The following is a 16,668-nucleotide window of genomic DNA, read 5'->3' as shown; positions in this document are numbered from 1 at the left end:
AATGCTGCAATTCGAAAACGTTTCCACTTTCTACGGCAAGATCCAGGCCCTGCACAGCGTCAACGTGGAAGTGCGCCAGGGTGAGATCGTCACGCTGATCGGTGCCAACGGCGCCGGCAAGTCGACCTTGCTGATGACCTTGTGCGGCTCGCCGCAGGCCCACAGCGGCAGCATCCGCTACATGGGCGAAGAGCTGGTGGGCCAGCAGTCGTCGCAGATCATGCGCAAGAGCATTGCCGTGGTGCCGGAAGGCCGGCGGGTGTTCTCACGCCTGACCGTGGAGGAGAACCTGGCCATGGGCGGGTTCTTCACCGACAAGGGCGACTACCAGGAGCAGATGGACAAGGTGCTGCACCTGTTCCCTCGCCTCAAGGAGCGTTTCAGCCAGCGCGGCGGCACCATGTCCGGCGGCGAGCAGCAAATGCTCGCCATCGGCCGGGCGCTGATGAGCAAGCCCAAGCTGTTGCTGTTGGACGAACCCTCCCTGGGCCTGGCACCGATCATCATCCAGCAGATCTTCGACATCATCGAGCAGCTGCGCAAGGACGGTGTAACGGTGTTCCTCGTGGAGCAGAACGCCAACCAGGCGCTGAAAATCGCCGACCGTGCCTACGTGCTGGAAAACGGCCGGGTGGTGATGCAAGGCACTGGCGAGCAGTTGCTGACCGATCCGAAGGTACGTGAGGCGTACCTGGGCGGCTAAGAGACGGTTGCTGAACAAACCGGATCTAATGTGGGAGGGGCTTGCCCCCTCCCACATTTTTTTTGCATGGTTTGAAATTATTTCGTCTGGCCTTGTAACGAACATCCTCCTCCCCGCCTCTAGTGGTGCAAGCAGGCATTCAAGCCCGCTACTCAACCTACTGCTGGAGATCCACCATGACCACCAAACTGTCTGCCGCTACCCTCGTCCTCGCCTTGGGTTCGGCCCTGAGCCTGTCCGCCCTGACCACCACCGCCCACGCCGCCGACGACATGCAGAAATGCTTCGGCGTCGCTGAAGCCGGCAAGAACGATTGCGCCGCCGGCGCCGGCACGTCCTGTGCCGGCACCTCGAAAACCAAGGATCAGGCCAACGCCTGGAAACTGGTCCCGGCCGGCACCTGCACCCAAACCCCAAGCTCCACATCGCCGACCGGTTTCGGCCAGGAAGCCGCCTTCACCGCCAAGTCCTGAAACCCTGCACAGCCTGAGTACGGATGATGACGCTTTCACTCCTGCCCACAGTCTCACCGGTTCAGGCGCCCTGCCTCCCCTATCGGGCCGGGCTGGGGCTGAAGCACGAGCACTTCAAGGAAGTGCTCGATACTTCGCCCGACATCGGTTTTTTTGAAGTGCACGCCGAAAACCACATGGTGGCCGGCGGTCCGTTTCATCACTACCTGGGGTTGATTCGCGAACGTTACCCCCTGTCGTTGCACGGCGTGGGCCTGTCCATCGGCGGCGAAGGCCCGCTCAACCGTGAGCACCTGGGGCGCTTGGCCGCACTGATCGAACGCTACCAGCCACACTCGTTTTCCGAACACCTGGCCTGGTCCAGCCACGGCCCGGTGTTTCTCAATGACCTGCTGCCCCTGGCTTATGACGCCGCCACCTTGAGTCGGGTGTGCGAACACGTCGACCAAGTCCAGAGCACCCTTAAGCGGCCGATGCTGCTGGAGAACCCATCGACCTACCTGCAGTTCCAGCGCTCCACCCTGGACGAGACCGACTTCATCAGCGAAATCATCCGCCGCACCGGCTGCGGCTTGCTGCTGGACGTGAACAACGTCTACGTGTCGTGCATCAACCACCAGCGCGACCCACTGGCCTACGTCAACGCCCTACCGTTGCGCGCCGTGGGTGAGATTCATCTGGCCGGCTTCGCCGAAGACACCGACAACCTGGGCGATCGCCTGCTGATCGACGACCACGGCGCGCCCATCGATAGCGCAGTGTGGCAGCTGTACGAACAGGTGCTCGCGCTTACGGGCCCGGTCGCGACACTGATCGAGCGCGACAACCAAGTGCCGACATTCAGTGTGTTGCACGCGGAAGCCCAACACGCTGAACGGTATTTATCGCAGGCCCACCCATGAGCCTTCACGACGACTTTGCCAGCGCCTTGCTGGCGCCCGACCAGCCTTGCCCCGACGGTCTGTTCAGCAGCAACGGGGCCGATCCGGCCAGCCGTTTTGCGGTGTATCGCAACAATGTTCACAGTTCGTTGATCAATGCGCTGGCAACAGCCTATCCCGTAACGGCGCAATTGGTAGGCGATGCATTTTTCCGCGCCATGGCCGGCATATTCGTCCAGGCATATCCGCCCAACAGCCCGTTGATCAGCGAGTACGGCAGCACATTCGCCGACTTTATCCAGGGTTTCGAGCCGGCCGCCAGCGTGCCTTACCTGGCCGATGTGGCCCGGCTGGAACGCCTGCGGGTTCGCGCTTATCACGCGGCGGATACACCCTGGGTGGATTCGCAAGCCGTGCTGCAACAACTGCAAACTCAAACGAATCTGGGCGCGCAGCACCTGCAACTGCACCCGTCCGTAGGCGCATTGAACTCCGCCTACGCAGTGGTGGCGGTATGGGCGGCACACCAGACCGAAGGTGCCCTGTCCACCCTGGATCCTTGGCACGCCCAAGGCGTGCTGGTGTTGCGCCAAGGACTGAGCGTCAAGGTCTTCGCCATCGACGGCGGCTCGGTCGCCTTTATCAATAGCCTGAAACACGGCTCGGCATTGGAAATGGCGGTCGCCGACGCCCTTGAGGCCAGCGCCGAGTTCGACCTGCACCAATGCCTGGCGCTGCTGATCAACCACGACGCCCTCACTCATTCGCTCCCAGAACAAAAGGTATCGCCATGAACAGCCGTCCTTCGTGCCTGATCAAACAGGCCATCATGCTTTTCGAAAAAATCCCTTACAGCCTGATCGCGTTGATTGCGCGCTTCTCCATTGCGGCGGTGTTCTGGAAGTCCGGGCAAACCAAGATCGAAGGCCTTGCCATTGACCTGATCAACGGCACGTTCGAACTCGGTACGCCCAAACTCGCCGCCTCGACATTGCCGCTGTTTCGCAGTGAATACCACGTGCCGTTGCTGTCGCCGGAAGTGGCCGCGCACATGGCGGCGTTTGCCGAGCATTTTTTCCCGGTGCTGATCCTGGTGGGCCTGGCCACACGCTTCTCGGCCCTGGCCTTGATCGGCATGACCCTGGTCATTCAACTGTTCGTCTACCCGGACGCCTACCCCACCCACGGCACCTGGATTGCGCTGCTGTTGCTGTTGGTCGCCAAAGGGCCAGGCAGCCTGTCCATCGACCACCTGATTGCGCGCCGTTACCGTTAAAGCCGATCCAGTGCCTCGCCACTGCGCTTGAACCAGTCCACAAGGTAGTCGGCCAATACTTGGGTACGCCTCGGCAGGCCGCCTTGATAAGGGTGGACCAGGTACATCGGCATACTCCGCGTCTGGTAATCGCGCAGGAGCCAACGCAATCGGCCGTCAGCCAATTCCGTCGGCAGCACGTAGGACGGCAAGCGGGCGATACCGGCCCCCACCAGGGCTGCCTTCTTCAGCAAGTTGTAATGGTTGGAGGCAAAGGTGCCGCTCACCCTTACCCGCAACAACTCGTGCTGCTGGTGATACAGCCATTCCTCGCGGCCGCTGTAGTGGCTGTTGAGCAAACACGTGTGCGCCGCAAGATCCTCGGGGGTCAGTGGTTCGCCGTGCTGCTCCAGATAAGCGGGGCTGGCACAGGTCATCTCGTGCCAGGCCAACAGCGGCTTGGCCACCAGGCGCTCGTTTTCAATCGCCCCCGAACGCACCCCCAAGTCAAAGCCGTCTCGCGCCAGGTCTCGGTAGCTGTTGTTGAGTTCCAGCTCGATCTGCACCTGGGGGTACTGCTTGGAAAACTCCAACAACAAACCATCGAAGAAGGTTTCCCCCAGTGAAACCGGAACCGTCATACGCACAGGCCCGGCCAAATCGTCCTTGAGACGCGCCAATGCCTGACGGGCACGTTCCACCTGCACCACCAGCGCTTGCGCCTGGGGCAGCAACGCCGCGCCCGCGGCGGTCAGGCTGAGCTTGCGCGTGGTGCGGTGCAGCAAAACCACGCAGAACTGCGCTTCCAAATGGCTGATGCGCTTGGACAGCTGGCCCTTGCTGCAGCCCAGTTGCTCGGCCGCCACGGTAAAACTGCCGGCTTCGATCAGTACGGCGAAGGCCGCCAAATCATCCATCTCACTCACGGACTGTTTCCATTTGAAAACCAAAGGTTGCCTATTAGCACGTTTATCCGCCTGAAAAGCCACCCTAGACTTGATGCCTACCCCCTACTGCAGGAGCGAGCTTGCTCGCGAAAATCGTCAACGATAACGCGGTGAGCCTGGTACACAGCGGCGCTCTTGCGTTCTTCGCGGGCAAGCCCGCTCCTACAGTTCCTGATAAACCCAGAGGAACAGCACCATGAAAATCCTATTGATTGGCGCCAGCGGCACCGTCGGATCAGCAGTCAAGGCCGAACTGGCCCAGCGTCATGAGGTGATCAGCATTGGCCGCAGCAGCGGCGACTTCCAGGTGGATATCAGCGACAGCACCTCGATTCGCAAACTGTTCGAACAGACCGGCAAATTCGACGCACTCGTCTGCGCTGCAGGCAACGTGAATTTCGTGGCGCTGGGTGATATGAGCGAAAGCGACTTTGAACTGGGCCTGCGTGACAAGCTGATGGGCCAGGTGAACCTCCTGTTGATCGGCCGCGAGTATGCCAACGACGGCGCCTCGTTCACGTTCACCAGTGGCATTCTCAACCGTGACCCGATCCGCACTGGCGCTTCGGCGGCACTGGTAAACGGTGCACTCGACGCTTTTATCAAAGCGGCGGCAATCGAATTGCCACGAGGGCTGCGCATCAATTCCGTGAGCCCGACGGTGCTGGTGGAAGCCATGGGCAGTTACGCGCCGTACTTCCGTGGCTATAAACCGGCTACGGGCGCTGACGTGGCGTTGGCCTACGCAAAAAGCGTGGAAGGCTTACAGACCGGTCAGACGTTTATAGTGGGCTGAATGTAACCATTGTAAGAATTGCCTGAAGCATGGCTGCGGGGTTGTGATGCAACGCCAGCCTGCGTAACGTGGCGGCACTTGTCTGGAGACCCGATAATGCGTGCCGCCCGTACCCTCGCTCTGTTTGCCTTACTTCCTTTGTTCGCCGCTTGCCAGATGTTCGAAAACGAGCCGACCAAGCCGTCTACCGCCGGGCTGACCCGCATGCAGGGCGAACTCACGGCAGTAGGTGGCAAGCTGCTGTTCCAGCCGTGCGACGATAAACGCAACTATGTCGTCAACGACACCAGCGGCACCAGCATCCTGCAGGAAGCAGCTGCCCTGGCCGGCCAGCAAGGTGCGTTGTTTGCCGACTTGCGCGGCAAGTTCTCGGGCGTGGCCAGCGGCACCCAAGGCAGCGTCGACCTGCAACAACTCTACCGCGTAGAGCGCTCGACCTCTGCCTGTGCCGACCCGGACTTCAAGCGCATGACCCTGCGGGCCAACGGCCACAAGCCGGCCTGGGCCATGAATGTCACCGCCAAGGGCATGGTGCTTGAGCGTGAAGGTCAGCCGCCACTGGCGGTGCCTTATGTCGAAGAGCAAATCGGTGAGGGTCGCTTCAACCTGATGACCGAAGCCAACAACCAGCACATCGAACTGTGGGTAGCGCCACAACGCTGTATCGACAGCGTCAGCGGCAGCCTGCAGCACATGACCGCCGAATTGCGCGTCAACGGCCAAGTGCAGCGCGGTTGCGCGGCGTTTGGTGGTTCCCGAGACGACTGATTCAGCACTGCGCCGTTTTAACATGACGGAAAACCGCCTTTGAGGCTTATAATCGCCGGTTTGCAAAACAGCCGGCCTTTTTGTCCGCCGCCTACCGGATCCCGTCATGTTACGAATCACCGAACTCAAGCTGCCCATCGACCATCCCGAAGAAGACCTGCGGCCTGCCATCGTGCAGCGCCTGGGCATCGCCAGTGATGACCTGCTCGATTTCACCCTGTTCAAACGCAGCTACGACGCGCGCAAGAAATCGTCGGAGCTGTGCTTCATCTACACCATCGACCTGAACGTAAAGGGTGAAGCCGCCCTGCTGCTCAAGTTCGCCGATGACCGCAACGTCAACCCGGCGCCGGACGTCAGCTACAAGGTAGTGGGCCAGGCCCCGGCAGGCTTGGTCGAGCGGCCGGTCGTCGTCGGTTTTGGCCCGTGCGGCATCTTCGCCGGGCTGCTGCTGGCGCAGATGGGCTTCAAGCCGATCATCCTCGAACGCGGCAAGGAAGTGCGCCAGCGCACCAAGGACACCTGGGGCCTGTGGCGCAAAAGCGTGCTCAACCCTGAGTCCAACGTGCAATTCGGTGAGGGCGGCGCCGGAACCTTCTCCGATGGCAAACTCTACAGCCAGATCAAGGACCCCAAATTCCACGGTCGCAAAGTCCTGCACGAGTTCGTCAAGGCCGGCGCGCCGGAAGAAATCCTCTACGTCAGCAAGCCGCACATTGGCACCTTCCGCCTGACCGGCGTGGTGGAAAACATGCGCGAGCAGATCATCGCGCTCGGCGGTGAAGTGCGTTTCGAGCAACGGGTGACCGACGTGCTGATCGAAGACGGCCAGTTGAATGGCGTCGTCATCGACGGTGGTGAGCAGATCCTCTCCAAGCATGTGATCCTGGCCCTCGGCCACAGCGCCCGCGACACCTTCCGCATGCTCCACGGCCGTGGCGTGTACATGGAAGCCAAGCCGTTCTCGGTGGGTTTCCGGATCGAACACCCGCAATCGCTGATCGACGCCGCGCGCCTGGGCAAATATGCCGGGCACCCAAAGCTGGGCGCCGCCGACTACAAGCTGGTGCACCACGCCAAGAACGGTCGTTCGGTCTACAGCTTCTGCATGTGCCCGGGCGGCACCGTAGTGGCAGCGACCTCCGAGCCGAACCGCGTGGTGACCAACGGCATGAGCCAGTACTCGCGTAACGAGCGCAATGCCAACTCCGGCATCGTGGTCGGCATCACGCCGGAAGTGGATTACCCAGGCGGCCCGCTGGCGGGTATCGAGCTGCAGGAGCGCCTGGAGTCCCACGCCTACATCCTCGGCGGCAGCAACTACGAAGCCCCGGCACAGTTGGTCGGCGACTTTATCGCCGGTAAGCCGTCCACGGCGATCGGCAGTGTGGAACCGTCCTACAAGCCAGGGGTGGCCCTGGGTGACCTGGCCCTGGCCTTGCCGGACTTCGCCATCGAAGCGATCCGCGAAGCACTGCCGGCGTTCGAGAAGCAGATCAAGGGCTACTCGCTGCACGATGCCGTGTTGACCGGTATCGAGACGCGCACTTCGTCGCCGCTGCGGATTACCCGCGACGAATCGATGCAGAGCCTGAACGTGAAAGGCCTGTTCCCGGCCGGTGAAGGCGCTGGCTATGCGGGCGGGATTCTGTCGGCAGGTGTTGACGGGATCCGGATCGCCGAGGCGTTGGCGCGGGATATGCTCGGCATCGAAGCCTGAGAACAGCGCAAATTAAATGTGGGAGGGGGCAAGCCCCTCCCTCATTTGGTTTTGCGTTGTATCAAATATTAGCGCGCAGGATGTTGGCTGGTAATGGCTCGCCCTGCTCCACACTGGCTGCAACGGCCGCGATCAAACCCTCCAGCGCATAGCCCTGCCCCGCCAACCACGCCTGATCGTAATAGGTGGTGGCATACCGCTCGCCCCCATCGCACAAGATCGCCACGATCGAACCCGACTCCCCCGCCGCTTTCATCTGCTGCGCCGCCACTAAAGCGCCAATCAGGTTGGTCCCGCTGGAACCGCCGACTCGCCGACCCAAGCGCTCAGCCAGGTAATGCATGGCCGCCAGCGACAGCGCATCCGGCACTTTGACCATCGCATCGATCACGTTGGGCAGAAACGACGCCTCGACCCGAGGCCGGCCAATGCCTTCGATGCGCGAACCGCAGTCCAGGCGCAGGCTGGCGTCGCCACTCTGGTAAAAGTCAAAAAATACCGAGCGCTCGGCATCGGCACACAACACACGGGTGCAGTGCTGGCGATAACGCACATAACGGCCCAGCGTGGCGGTGGTACCGCCAGTGCCGGGGCTGGAGATCAACCAGCTCGGCTCCGGGTGCTGTTCGAAACGCATCTGCTGGAAGATTGATTCGGCGATGTTGTTGTTTGCCCGCCAGTCGGTGGCACGCTCGGCATAGGTGAACTGATCCATGAAATGACCGCCGCTTTCCTGCGCCAGACGTTCGGATTCGGCGTAGATCTGCGTCGGATCCTGTACCAGATGGCTCTTGCCGCCATAGAACGCAATCTGTGCGATCTTTTCCTGGGACGTCGTGGCAGGCATCACCGCAATGAACGGCACCCCGAGCAGCCGGGCAAAGTACGCTTCGGAAATTGCCGTCGACCCACTGGATGCTTCAATCACCGGCGCGCCCGGCTTGAGCCAGCCATTGCACAGCGCATACAAGAACAGCGAACGCGCCAGCCGATGTTTCAGGCTGCCGGTGGGGTGGCTGGATTCATCCTTGAAGTACAACTCGATACCCGGCAGGCCCGGCAGCGGTAAGGGGATCAGATGCGTGTCAGCGCTGCGCTGGAAGTCCGCTTCAATGATGCGAATGGCTTCGCGGGCCCAGGGACGGTGGTCACTCATGAGGAGGATCTCTTAGGATTTCAGCGCCAATCTTAGGATGTTTCCTACACTGCACACAGATACAGTGAAGACTCAATTGGACACATAATTGCTAGGCTTTGGCGCAATGCCACCGTACCGCTTCTCTTATAACAAATAAGAATATAACTTTTGTTTTAACAACTAACGGTACGGGTTAGGGTACCCACCTATTGAACCTGGATTGGAGAGCATCCCTTGCCTCTGCGTAGCACTTTCACCCGTTTCTTCCAGCTGGAAGCCGCCAGCGGACTGTTGTTGATCGCCGCTGCCGCCTTGGCGCTGATCATCAATAACTCTCCGTTGTCGCACCTGTACGGCGCGTTCCTTGACGTGCCGGTGGTGGCCCAGATTGGCGCGCTGCAAATCGCCAAGCCCGCGCTGCTGTGGATCAACGATGGCCTGATGGCCCTGTTCTTTCTGCTGATCGGCCTGGAGGTCAAGCGCGAGCTGCTTGACGGCCACCTGTCCAAGCCTTCGCAAGTCGTCCTGCCCGGCGCAGCCGCCATCGGCGGTATGGTGGTGCCGGCGCTGATCTACTGGGCGATCAACAAGGACTACCCCGCCGCACTCTCTGGCTGGGCAATCCCGATGGCCACCGACATCGCCTTCGCATTGGGCGTCCTGGCACTGCTGGGCAAGCGCGTTCCCGTGTCGTTGAAACTGTTCCTGATGACCCTGGCCATCATCGACGACCTTGGCGCGATCATTGTTATCGCAGTGTTCTATTCCGCCGATCTGTCCGGTGCAGCCCTGGCTGGCGCGGGTGCCTGTTTGATTGCCTTGATTGCAATGAACCGCCTGGGCGTGATCAAGCTCGGGCCGTACCTGATCATCGGCCTGATCCTGTGGGTGTGCGTCCTCAAGAGCGGCGTGCACGCCACCCTGGCCGGCGTGACCCTGGCGTTCTGCATTCCAATGCGCACCAAAAACGCCGAACCCTCGCCGCTGCTCACGCTGGAACACGCCCTGCACCAATGGGTGGCCTACGGCATTCTGCCGCTGTTCGCCTTTGCCAACGCCGGTGTGTCACTCACCGGGGTCAGCATGGAAAGTTTCACCCACCATGTGCCCCTGGGCATTGCCGCAGGCTTGCTGATCGGCAAGACCGTCGGCGTGTTCGGTCTCACCTGGCTCGCCATCAAGACCGGCCTTGCCGCACTGCCCAGCGGCGCCAATTGGGGCCAGGTTTTCGGCGTGGCGATCCTGTGCGGCATCGGCTTCACCATGAGCCTGTTTGTCGGCTCCCTGGCGTTTGTGCCGGGTGCCAGTGAGTTTGCCGGGGAGGATCGAATGGGGATTCTGACCGGGTCGATACTTGCGGCATGTATCGGGTATGTGGTGACGGCGATGGCGAGTCGCAAAAAAGCCTGAGCCGACTGAAACGCAGCCCATAAAAAACCCCAACCGGTCACCCGGTTGGGGTTTTTCTTTTGCCTGCGGCTTACCGGTCAGCGAGTAACGCGGCTGGTGCCATCAACCGTCATGATGCGTACGCGATCACCGATGCGGAAGATTTCATTTTCCTGCACGGCTTGTACGTAGGCGCGCATGCTGCCGTCGTCTTCGCGAACGGTGATTTCCACGCCTTGGGTGCGGGTCAGGCCTTCTTCGGTGGCCGAGCCCAGCAGGCCGCCGGCAACGGCGCCGATCACCGCAGTCACGATACTGCCACGACCACCGCCGATGGCGCTGCCGCCAACACCACCGATGACTGCGCCAGCAGCGCCGCCGATTGGGGTCTTGGTGCCTTCGATTTTCACCGGACGCAGGGATTCGATGGTACCCATGCGAACGGTCTGCACGCGACGCGCTTCGTCACGGGAGTACGAGTCGCCGGTCAGACTCGAAGCGCAGCCGCCCAGCAGAAGCGACAGGGTGGTAAAGCAGGCAACCAGTAAAACAGACTTACGCATAGCATCAACTCCAAAGGACAGGTATTCATTAAACGCTGCAGCTTGACGCCTGTCACGGCAAGCCGGGCAGAAAATTGCTTTCATTCAGCCCTAGTACAGACAGCCCGCACCAGGAAAATCGACGAACGGTAGCACTCTTCTTGTCTTCAGGAACTTCATGGATTATTTCATTATTGTAGTCACCACCCTCGCCGGCCTGTACTTCCATGCCTGGCTTTACCTGCGCATCAGACGCTGGGGCGACCGCGATCTGGCGCTCTCCATGGCGGGTGATGACCCACTCAAACGGACCTTCATGCTGCAGCAGTTGGAGAGGGCCCGCGCCTTGAAGATCAAGCGGGGCGATTTGGCCAACTGGTTAAAGGACGCCGCACAGCAGTACACGCCTGAAGCCTCTTCAACAGAGACTTCAGCGTGACAGGCATCATTCAAGTGAGGTGACGAAAGGTGCTGCTCAGGGCGCCAGGCGCTCGCGGACCCAGTCGGTCCCTTGCAGACGGTAGTTCAGGCGATCGTGCAGGCGGCTGGCGCGGCCTTGCCAGAACTCGATGCGCTCGGGGAGCAGGCGATAGCCGCCCCAATGCTCGGGACAGTCAGGCTGGGTATCGCTGAAACGCTGTTCGGTGGCCTTGAGCAGATCTTGCAGTTCTTCACGGTCACGAATGACCTTGCTCTGCGGAGACGCCCAGGCACCCAGGCGACTTCCCAAAGGACGGACCTGATAGTAAGCATCCGACTCTTCCGGGGTGACCTTGACCACCCGCCCCTCGATGCGCACCTGGCGCTCCAGGGTCGGCCAGAAGAAAGTCATGGCCGCAAACGGCCGCGCCGCGAGCTGCTCGCCCTTGGCGCTCTGATAGTTGGTGAAGAAGGTAAAGCCCTGCGCATCCAGGCCTTTGAGCAGCAGGATACGGCAGTGCGGGCGACCGTCCTGGTCGACCGTAGCCAAGGTCATGGCATTGGCTTCCACCGGCGGTTGCTCGGTCTTCACCGCATCGGCAAACCACTGGTGGAACAACACAAACGGCTCGTTCGGGGCCTGGGCCTCGCTCAAACCGTCCCGAGTGTAGTCACGGCGCATATCGGCCAGTGCCTGGGTCATGCGGCTTTATCCTTCTGGTTCAGCGGATCAGTTTTTCGCCTGGTCGTTCGCAGCAGGTGTCGCAGCCGGTGTAGCCGCCTTGGCTTTGGCCGGGGCCGGTTTCTTGGCAGCTGGCTTGGCCGGGGCTTTTTTAGCCGCTGGCTTGGCAGCCGCTTTTTTAGCGGCGGGTGCCTTTTTAGCCGGGGCCTTGGCGGCCGGGGCCGGAGCTGGAACGTTCTGCACCGCAACCATTTCGGCTGCAGGTGGGGTCTTGCCCGATTGATACTTGCTCAACAGCGCCAGCATGGTAGTGCGCTGGGTGAACATGATTTCCATACGACGGTTCAAGGCACGGCCCTGTGTGCTGTCGTTGGCGGCACGCGGCATCAGGTCACCCATGCCACGCAGCATCAGGCGGTCCTGCTTCAAGCCGCTGAGGCTGAAGATCGAGGCAATGGACTGCGCGCGTTCTTTGGTCAACGCCTGGCTGGCAGGCGCGGTACCGGTGGCATCCACGTGACCCAGCACCAGCACGGCGGTTTTTGGATCGGCTTCAACCGCCTTGGCAACGCGAGTGAACGGACCCAGGGTAACCGGCAGCAGCATCGCCGGGCGTTTCGGGTTGTAGGAGCCGTCGACCGGGGCAATCACGACGAGCACGTTGTCGCGACGTTCCAGTTGCAGGTTGCTGTCCTTGATGGCGGCGCGCAGGCGCGGCTCATAGTCGTCCAACCAGGCCTGGGTGATTTTCGGGTCAGGCATCGGCACATTGGTCACGTCGACCTTGGCCAATGGCTTAGGTTTGCTTTCGAACGGCCACCACCAGTGGGTCTCGGTGTCGGTCTTGGCGACCGCAGGGGCAGGCTCTGCAGCCTTGAGGTCGGCTTTCAGGTCAGCCTTGGCATCAGCAGCCTTTTCGTCGGCGCTCTTGGAGGAGAACGGCCACCAGCTGGAGCCGGTGTCAGCCTTGGCGGCCGGCGCTGGCGCGGCGGCAGCGGCTACCGGAGCGGCAGGCTTGGCGCCGGCAGCTGGCTTGGCATCCGGCTTGGCGTCGGTTTGGGTCACTGCGTCCTTGGTAACAGCCTTATCAGATCCAAATGACCACCAATGCCCGCCTTCGGCATCATTTTGTGGAGTTTGTGCGCAGCCAGTAATAGTGAGGCACAGCGCCAGTGCCAAGGACTTGTTCGATAACATGAGATATCCACAAAATGAGAAAGAAACGGGGGTCTGGATGACCCGTTAAACAGACGCTTACAGAACTTTAAAGTTACAAATTTCGTTCAGCGCCTTCTTATAGTTGCCTTTGTAACAAAAAAATGTGAAACAGCAAGGGGTTTACAGACAACCGGCCAATATTCCGACCAACTTCTGTGCACGTGGGTCCATTAGTACATAAGGTCCCAATGTATTAGTCACGAAACCAAACGCTACATCATGCTCAGGATCGGCAAAACCCACCGAACCGCCGGCGCCAGGGTGCCCGAAAGCACGCGGGCCAAGCCCAAATGTGGCATTGGGCAAGTGTGGTTGATCCAACATGCAGCCCAGGCCGAAGCGGGTTTGGGTCAATAATGTTTTATCCGGCCCGATACTGTGTTCCCGGGTCAATTGTTCGAGCATGTCGGCTTCCAGCAAACTACCGTCCAACAAACCACTATAAAACCCGGCCAGGCTGCGCGCATTACCGTGACCATTTGCCGCTGGCTGCTGCATGCGCCGCCATTCAGGTTTGTTAGTACTGGTGAGAATAGACGGTGGATTGGCAAATGCCCGCGTGGTCATGGCAGTGGGTTCACGCATCATAACTTGCAGTAAACGTTGTGCGGCTTCATCGCCCATATTGCCTTTGCTACGAGCTATATGTGCAACACGATAAAACTCTTCATCTGCCAGGCCCACATGGAAGTCCAGCCCCAGCGGCCGCGCTACCCGCGCCACGATGGACTCACCCGGCCCACGTCCATCGGCACGGCGCAGCAATTCGCCGATCAGCCAACCGTAGGTGATCGCCTCGTAGCCATGGCCCTGGCCGGGGGTCCACCACGGGGCTTCGGCCGCAAGGGTGTCGACCATCAGTTGCCAGTCATACAGGGCTTCGGCGGGCAGCATTTCGCGGATCGCCGGCAATCCGGCCTGGTGGCACAGCAACTGGCGCAGGGTGATGCTTTCCTTGCCGGCTGCGGCGAACTCAGGCCAGTACTTGGCCACTGGGGCGTCCAACTGCAACTTGCCTTCGGCCACCAGTTGCAGGGCCGTGACGGCGGTAAAGGTCTTGGTGCAGGAAAACAGATTAACGATGGTGTCGCTGTGCCAGGCTTCGGCGCCGTCCTTGTCGGCAGTGCCGACCCACAGGTCGACGACGGTTTCGCCGCCGATCTGGATGCAGAGCCCGGCGCCACGCTCCTGCGGGTCATCGAACAACGCGGCGAACGCTTCACGCACCGCTTCGAACTGGAGCTCGTAATGACCCTGAACCTGCACCTCAGCCCCCTCGAAAAACACCGTAAAAAGTGGCCGACATTGTTCCAGTCATTGTCGGTTTTGTGAACCCGTCAACGATGAATCAATGACCATTTCCCGAATGCCCACCGGCGTGTCCAGCGCCCTGCTCCGGGCCTTTGCCATCATGCCCAGGCTTGCCGACTTCGCTTTCACCAACGGTGCTGGCTGCCCTGGCCTTTTCCGCTTCCTTGCCCAGTTGATCCACCGCCGCCAGGTTGCTTTTACGCACACTGTCGACAAAACCCTGGAACGGTACGTCGGTGATGCCTACCAGGCCGAAGTGGCCGTTTTCACCGTCCAGCAAACGCCCGGTCACCGGTTGGTCCAGGTACTGAAACCAATGCACGCCGACAATTGACGGCTCGCTCATGGCTTGCTTGAGGAAGTTGGCGTATGCCGCGCCACGATCTTCTTCCCTGGCCAACGGGGTCACGCCCCCCCAGAACGGGCCACGGTCCGCAGAGCCGAAGTTGAATTCAGTGATCAACACCGGTTTGTCCAGTGCGCGCAGTGCGGCAAAGTCGTAGCCGTCCTGGGGCTTGAGCGTGTACATGTTGAAGCTCAGCACATCGCAATACTGCGCACACGACGCCACGGCTTCCGGCGTACTCACCGCATAACGCCCACCCAGCAGCAGTTGGTTGGGTGCGTGCCATTTCAGTGAGTCGGAGATGGTCTTGAAGTAGGCATCGGCGAAGGTCTTCTGGAAGTACTTGAAGTCAGCTTCGATTTCCGGATGCTCAGGGTTGGGAATCGGCGGCTCGAAGCCCGGATCTTCCATCAACTCCCAGCCCGCCAAGTCAATGCCCCAGGCTTTCGACAGGCCTTGCTCGTTGCGGTACTTGTCACGCAATTGCTTGAGGAACGCGCGCTTGGCCGGTACATCGGTGGTCATGCGCAACGTGCCGTAGGCCAGGGCGTAGCGGGATTTTGGATCATCGCCGGGGCCGGCCCAGGCCAGTTCGTTATCGGCAAAGAAGCCGATCAACCACGGGTCATCGCGATGGTCGCGGGCGGCAATGGCGACCGCGCGCTCGGTCGCCATGGCGAAGCGCGGATCGAATGGGTCGGGCATGCCGCCCCACCAGTCGATGCCGGTGCTGATGCTGGCGTAGTCGCCGACGATCGACAGCGGCAAGGTGTACGGCACGCGGTCGGCCGCGGCCAAATCCTCGTCACTCCAGTTGCCGACGGTGTTGAAGCCCCAGGCTTGCAGGCGATCAAGGGTATGGGTTACCCAACGTTTCTGATCAAACCCTTCGCCGCCATAAGTGCGCTGCAGGTTGGCCGCGTAAAAATCATACCAACGCCCGGCACCAAAACTGCGACCTTCACCTGCGCCGTTGCCGGTACGGTTATCGCTGCTGCCGTAGTATTTGTCGAAGGGTTCGCCGGCCTTTGGCAGCGCCGCAAACATCCACTCACGTCCGGCCACATAGGTCTGGCTGTTGTCCGGGGCAACGGTGTTGACGCCCAGGGAATAGAACGGATGGCCTTCCGGGGTCACCAGGTACCAGCGACCGTCGCGCTTTTCGGTGCGGAAAAAGCCACTGGCCTTGAACGCCGGCCCTTTGTTCCAGCCGCCGAACTTGTCCAATGCAGATTTATCACGCGCGGCCAGCCAGCCCTGCAGTTGGGTTTGCTCCTTTGCGGCGGCAGTCTTGAGCTGTTCGTCACTGCTGACCTTTTCCGGCCAGCGGGCACGGGTGGATTGGCCATACGTATCCACCAGTTCACTGTAGGCGGCCTTCAATACCGGCTCACTGTCCTGCACACCAAAGCGCTCCAGCAGGATGCTTTGCGCGGCGTTGGGCTTGATCATCGACAAGGTCACCGAGACCACCTGGCTACGGTCGATCTCGCCAGCGCTGCTGGCCAGCAACACACGCTGGCCGTCCACGGTGATCGGCATCGGCGGGCCGGCCTTCATGCCCTGGCTCAATGGCGAGTTGGCTTGCAGCGGGATCAGCAAGGTCTGGGCCGGGCCGGCCGGCAGGTCGATGCGGCTGACCAGGGTCTTGCCATCGCTGCTCTGCACCTTGACGTAGAGGGTCAGCGCCCAGTCCATGGCACTTTGGATGCGCAGGCTCATGGCACCGGACTGCGACCAGTCCCAGGCGCCGGTCTGCGGGCTGAGCACCAGGCTCGGCTCGGCGGCCGGGTTGAAGGTGATACGACGCAACACCTCGCCTTCGGGGGTTTGTTCGGCGTTGTATTGCGGCAGGCTGGCGTCCTGGGTCACCACCTTGACCACATCGGCAGGCCGCACAAAGTTGAACAATGTCTGTTGCCCCGCGGGTGCGGCCATCAAGGGCGCAGTGAACAGCAGGGCAAAAAGGGCGGGCAGCGTGCGAATCATACGAACAAGGTTCTCCCAAACGGCCGGTGAATGGCCTGATGACATACATCGATAGCAGTGAAATAGACCACGGGGTGGGCGAATTCGCCC

General features: G+C 60.9%; 17 protein-coding genes. 10 read left to right on the top strand and 7 right to left on the bottom strand.

Annotated elements, in window-relative coordinates:
- Position 1 precedes the first annotated feature (1 nt).
- From J1G35_RS07440 to J1G35_RS07420, 5 genes are all read left to right on the top strand, one after another.
- The gene (locus J1G35_RS07440) at positions 2-703 is read left to right on the top strand and encodes an ABC transporter ATP-binding protein (RefSeq protein ID WP_010212366.1); all 702 of its coding nucleotides are present in this window, start codon (positions 2-4) and stop codon (positions 701-703) included.
- A 176-nt stretch (positions 704-879) separates the two neighbouring features.
- Complete coding sequence (locus J1G35_RS07435; protein ID WP_024073886.1) at positions 880-1,176, top strand: DUF2282 domain-containing protein; 297 nt, start codon at positions 880-882, stop codon at positions 1,174-1,176.
- Positions 1,177-1,199: 23 nt separating this feature from the next.
- Positions 1,200-2,078: a DUF692 domain-containing protein gene (locus J1G35_RS07430; RefSeq protein ID WP_223014307.1), complete on the top strand. Its 879-nt coding sequence runs from the start codon at positions 1,200-1,202 to the stop codon at positions 2,076-2,078.
- Complete coding sequence (locus J1G35_RS07425; protein ID WP_223014305.1) at positions 2,075-2,851, top strand: DNA-binding domain-containing protein; 777 nt, start codon at positions 2,075-2,077, stop codon at positions 2,849-2,851. The genes J1G35_RS07430 and J1G35_RS07425 overlap by 4 nt, the downstream gene beginning before the upstream one ends.
- Entirely contained in the window at positions 2,848-3,333 is a 486-nt protein-coding gene (locus tag J1G35_RS07420; RefSeq protein ID WP_223014303.1) for a DoxX family protein, read from the top strand. Before J1G35_RS07425 ends, J1G35_RS07420 begins: the two co-directional genes overlap by 4 nt.
- Here the strand turns inward: J1G35_RS07420 and J1G35_RS07415 are convergent.
- Positions 3,330-4,238 (bottom strand): LysR family transcriptional regulator, encoded by a 909-nt coding sequence (locus J1G35_RS07415; protein WP_223014301.1) that lies wholly within the window; start codon positions 4,236-4,238, stop codon positions 3,330-3,332. The genes J1G35_RS07420 and J1G35_RS07415 overlap by 4 nt on opposite strands.
- A 217-nt stretch (positions 4,239-4,455) precedes the next feature.
- Between J1G35_RS07415 and J1G35_RS07410 the strand changes: the two genes are divergently transcribed.
- The 3 genes from J1G35_RS07410 to J1G35_RS07400 all read left to right on the top strand — a co-directional run bounded on the left by J1G35_RS07410 (position 4,456) and on the right by J1G35_RS07400 (position 7,543).
- Positions 4,456-5,055 (top strand): short chain dehydrogenase, encoded by a 600-nt coding sequence (locus J1G35_RS07410; RefSeq protein ID WP_053137119.1) that lies wholly within the window; start codon positions 4,456-4,458, stop codon positions 5,053-5,055.
- A gap of 96 nt (positions 5,056-5,151) precedes the next feature.
- The gene (locus J1G35_RS07405; RefSeq protein WP_053137122.1) at positions 5,152-5,823 is read left to right on the top strand and encodes a hypothetical protein; all 672 of its coding nucleotides are present in this window, start codon (positions 5,152-5,154) and stop codon (positions 5,821-5,823) included.
- A gap of 106 nt (positions 5,824-5,929) precedes the next feature.
- A complete protein-coding gene (locus J1G35_RS07400; RefSeq protein ID WP_053137125.1) occupies positions 5,930-7,543 on the top strand; it encodes an NAD(P)/FAD-dependent oxidoreductase in 1,614 nt (537 codons plus the stop codon).
- A 61-nt stretch (positions 7,544-7,604) separates the two neighbouring features.
- Here J1G35_RS07400 and J1G35_RS07395 read toward each other — a convergent pair whose 3' ends face one another.
- Entirely contained in the window at positions 7,605-8,699 is a 1,095-nt protein-coding gene (locus J1G35_RS07395; protein ID WP_053137128.1) for a PLP-dependent cysteine synthase family protein, read from the bottom strand.
- A 216-nt stretch (positions 8,700-8,915) separates the two neighbouring features.
- On the opposite strand from J1G35_RS07395, the gene nhaA reads away from it, so the two are divergent.
- Positions 8,916-10,091 (top strand): Na+/H+ antiporter NhaA, encoded by a 1,176-nt coding sequence (gene nhaA, locus J1G35_RS07390; protein WP_223014299.1) that lies wholly within the window; start codon positions 8,916-8,918, stop codon positions 10,089-10,091.
- A gap of 77 nt (positions 10,092-10,168) precedes the next feature.
- On the opposite strand, the gene J1G35_RS07385 is transcribed toward nhaA, so the two are convergent.
- On the bottom strand, positions 10,169-10,633 hold the full coding sequence (locus J1G35_RS07385) for a glycine zipper 2TM domain-containing protein (protein ID WP_003189251.1): 465 nt from the start codon (positions 10,631-10,633) through the stop codon (positions 10,169-10,171).
- Positions 10,634-10,790: 157 nt separating this feature from the next.
- On the opposite strand from J1G35_RS07385, the gene J1G35_RS07380 reads away from it, so the two are divergent.
- Positions 10,791-11,051 (top strand): hypothetical protein, encoded by a 261-nt coding sequence (locus tag J1G35_RS07380; RefSeq protein WP_053137135.1) that lies wholly within the window; start codon positions 10,791-10,793, stop codon positions 11,049-11,051.
- A 36-nt stretch (positions 11,052-11,087) separates the two neighbouring features.
- On the opposite strand, the gene pdxH is transcribed toward J1G35_RS07380, so the two are convergent.
- The 4 genes from pdxH to J1G35_RS07360 all read right to left on the bottom strand — a co-directional run bounded on the left by pdxH (position 11,088) and on the right by J1G35_RS07360 (position 16,578).
- Complete coding sequence (pdxH, locus tag J1G35_RS07375; RefSeq protein WP_223014297.1) at positions 11,088-11,735, bottom strand: pyridoxamine 5'-phosphate oxidase; 648 nt, start codon at positions 11,733-11,735, stop codon at positions 11,088-11,090.
- A 27-nt stretch (positions 11,736-11,762) separates the two neighbouring features.
- The gene (locus J1G35_RS07370) at positions 11,763-12,911 is read right to left on the bottom strand and encodes an OmpA family protein (RefSeq protein WP_053137141.1); all 1,149 of its coding nucleotides are present in this window, start codon (positions 12,909-12,911) and stop codon (positions 11,763-11,765) included.
- A gap of 141 nt (positions 12,912-13,052) precedes the next feature.
- Positions 13,053-14,198, bottom strand: coding sequence for a serine hydrolase domain-containing protein (locus tag J1G35_RS07365; protein WP_223014288.1), 1,146 nt, complete (start codon positions 14,196-14,198; stop codon positions 13,053-13,055).
- Between the two features lie 82 nt (positions 14,199-14,280).
- On the bottom strand, positions 14,281-16,578 hold the full coding sequence (locus tag J1G35_RS07360) for a beta-galactosidase (protein WP_053137144.1): 2,298 nt from the start codon (positions 16,576-16,578) through the stop codon (positions 14,281-14,283).
- Positions 16,579-16,668: the final 90 nt, after the last annotated feature.

It is taken from the genome of Pseudomonas sp. SH10-3B, from assembly GCF_019891415.1.
Taxonomy (GTDB): Bacteria; Pseudomonadota; Gammaproteobacteria; order Pseudomonadales; family Pseudomonadaceae; genus Aquipseudomonas.
The sequence above is the reverse complement of the archived record's forward strand: the minus strand, read 5'-3'. Positions and strand labels throughout refer to the sequence as shown.